Source organism: Actinomycetota bacterium (genome assembly GCA_036280995.1).
Lineage (GTDB): Bacteria > Actinomycetota > CALGFH01 > CALGFH01 > CALGFH01 > CALGFH01.
On sequence record DASUPQ010000324.1, the window covers coordinates 1 to 2,236 of the forward strand.

At 71.7% G+C, this 2,236-nt stretch carries 4 protein-coding genes; 3 read left to right on the forward strand and 1 reads right to left on the reverse strand.

Going from position 1 to position 2,236, the window contains the following annotated elements:
• On the reverse strand, positions 1 to 181 hold a 181-nt coding region (locus VF468_11065), incomplete at its 3' end, for a Clp protease N-terminal domain-containing protein (GenBank protein ID HEX5878843.1).
• A gap of 86 nt (positions 182 to 267) precedes the next feature.
• Between VF468_11065 and VF468_11070 the strand changes: the two genes are divergently transcribed.
• The 3 genes from VF468_11070 to VF468_11080 form a co-directional block, all read left to right on the forward strand.
• Positions 268 to 846, forward strand: a complete 579-nt coding sequence (locus VF468_11070; protein HEX5878844.1) for a replication initiator — start codon at positions 268 to 270, stop codon at positions 844 to 846.
• Positions 847 to 1,758: 912 nt separating this feature from the next.
• Positions 1,759 to 1,947: a helix-turn-helix domain-containing protein gene (locus tag VF468_11075; GenBank protein ID HEX5878845.1), complete on the forward strand. Its 189-nt coding sequence runs from the start codon at positions 1,759 to 1,761 to the stop codon at positions 1,945 to 1,947.
• Positions 1,944 to 2,236, forward strand: a 293-nt coding sequence (locus tag VF468_11080) for a hypothetical protein (protein HEX5878846.1), incomplete at its 3' end; no start/stop codon positions are given. The genes VF468_11075 and VF468_11080, both read left to right, overlap by 4 nt.

Consider the following 2,236-nt stretch of genomic DNA (forward strand, 5'->3'; position numbering starts at 1 on the left):
CCTGGGCCCGCACGGCCTCCAGGGAGATACCGAGCGACTCCAGCGCCTTGGCGGCCACGCCCCCGTGGGCCAGCCCGAGCAGGATGTGCTCGGTGCCGATGTAGTTGTGATTGAGGAGCCGAGCCTCCTCCTGGGCGAGCACGACGACCCGCCGCGCCCGGTCGGTGAACCGCTCAAACATCCTCTGTTCACCTCCTTCCTACGCAGCCGATTCTGGACGGCGACCATCCCTGCGTCTATCGCCGGCCACGGGCAGGGCAGGCCAACATGACCGAGCCGATCCTGGTGGGCGAGCTGCTGCCCGGCGTCCTCCAGGAGGTCATCGACCGAGCCGGCCTCGGCTACGACCGCTGGGCCGAGCAGGTCGCCGCCACCGGCTACTGCCACCACCCGGTGCGCCTGCGCGGCACCGTCGAGCACGCGGACGCCGCGACGGGCGATATCCGCACGGTGTACTCAACCGACCGGGAGCCGGACGCCACCCTCTTGAAGGCCTGCGGCAACCGGCGGGCGTCGGTCTGCCCCTCCTGCTCGGCCACCTACCAGGCCGACCAGTTCCAGCTCCTGGCGGCTGGGCTGCGGGGCGGCAAGGGCGTCCCCGAAACGGTGACCGGGCATCCCCGACTGTTCGTGACCTTCACTGCCCCCAGCTTCGGCCGGTCCACACCCGCAAGGCACAGGGCCGGCTGGCCTACCCGTGCCACCCGCACCGGCAGGGCCAGCGCTGTCCGCATGGTCGGCGGGCTGGCTGCTGGCAGCGCCACGACCCCGACGACCCGCGCCTGGGGGAGCCGCTGTGTGCCCGCTGCTACCAGGCCGGCGCCCAAGTCCTCTGGAACGCCCTAGCCGGGCGGCTGTGGTCGCGGACCACCATCTACCTCTATCGCGCCCTCACCCAGCTCGCCGGGCTGCCCGAGGAGGAGCTGCGGCGGCTCATCCGGATCTCCTTCGCCAAGGTCGCCGAGTACCAGAAGCGGGGCGCGGTCCACTTCCACGCCATCCTCCGCCTGGACGCGGCCAGCGACTGCGGCTGCCCGGCCTGTGTCGCCCCGCCATTGGCGGGGTTCACCGCCGACCTCCTCGAGCGCGCTGTCCGGCAGGCCGCCGCCACGGTGGCCGTGCCCTGCCCGGCCCTGGACGAGGACCGGGGCGTGACCCTCGTTGCCCGGTGGGGCGAGCAACTCGACGTGCGCCACATCACCGAGACCGACGATGAGCATGAGCTAAGCGCCGAGCAGGTCGCCGGCTATGTGGCCAAGTACTCGACGAAGGCCACCGAGGCCCTGGCCATCACCCTCGACCAGCGCATCAGCGAGGCCGACCTGGAGGAGCTGGACCTGCCAGCGCACGTGGCCGAGCTCGTCCAGGCGTGCTTCGAGCTAGGCGCCCGTCCGGGCCTGGCGCCTCTGCGGCTGCGCAAGTGGGCACATATGCTTGGCTTCGGCGGCCACTTCTCGACCAAGAGCCGCCGCTACTCGACCACCCTGGGGGCGCTGCGGCGGGCCCGGGTCGCCTACGCCATCCGCCGGCGCCGGGGTAACACCGTGCCGTTGGATGCCTGGGGCCGGCCAGAGGGCGACCAAGCGGTGATCGTCGTCGCCTCCTGGTGCTACCTCGGCCGCGGCTACCAGTCGACCGGGGAGGCGTGGCTGGCCGTCTCGGCGGCCGCTCGGGCGCGGGAAGCGCGGCGGATCGCCAAGGAAGAGCTACGAACTACAACGATCGCCGCGTCAGCAAGCAAGGAGCAGGGCGGGCAGAATGGAGAGGCTGTTGACCGTAGACGAGGCCGCCGAGCGGCTGGGTACGTCGGCACGCTTCATCCGCCGGCTGATCGCCGAGCGGCGGATCGCCTACACCAAGCTGGGCCGCCACGTCCGCATCGCCGCCCGCGATCTAGACACCTACGTGGCGTCCGGGCGGGTCGAGCCCCGCTCGCTGGCTGGGTGACGCTGATGGGGCACATTCAGCGGCGGGTCCGCAATGGCCGGGTGACGTATCGGGTCCGCTATCGCGACCCGGATGGCCGGGAGCGCTCCCGAGTGTTCGCCAGGAAAGGTGACGCTGAGCAGTTCCTGACCGACACCGAGGCTCGGCTGCTGACTGGGACCTGGATCGATCCGCGTCGGTCGCGTCGGCGGTTCGGCAGCTGGGCCGATGAGTGGTGGCAGGGCTGGGCGGCCCGGCCACGGAGGAGCCCGGCAGCCTTGGAAGCGGCCGAGAGCCATCTCCGCCTGCA

What these genes read in the sequence shown, in the direction of transcription:
- VF468_11070 (HEX5878844.1), top strand. Translation starts at nt 268, where the DNA reads ATGACCGAGCCGATCCTGGTGGGCGAGCTGCTGCCCGGCGTCCTCCAG.
- VF468_11075 (HEX5878845.1), top strand. Translation starts at nt 1,759, where the DNA reads ATGGAGAGGCTGTTGACCGTAGACGAGGCCGCCGAGCGGCTGGGTACG.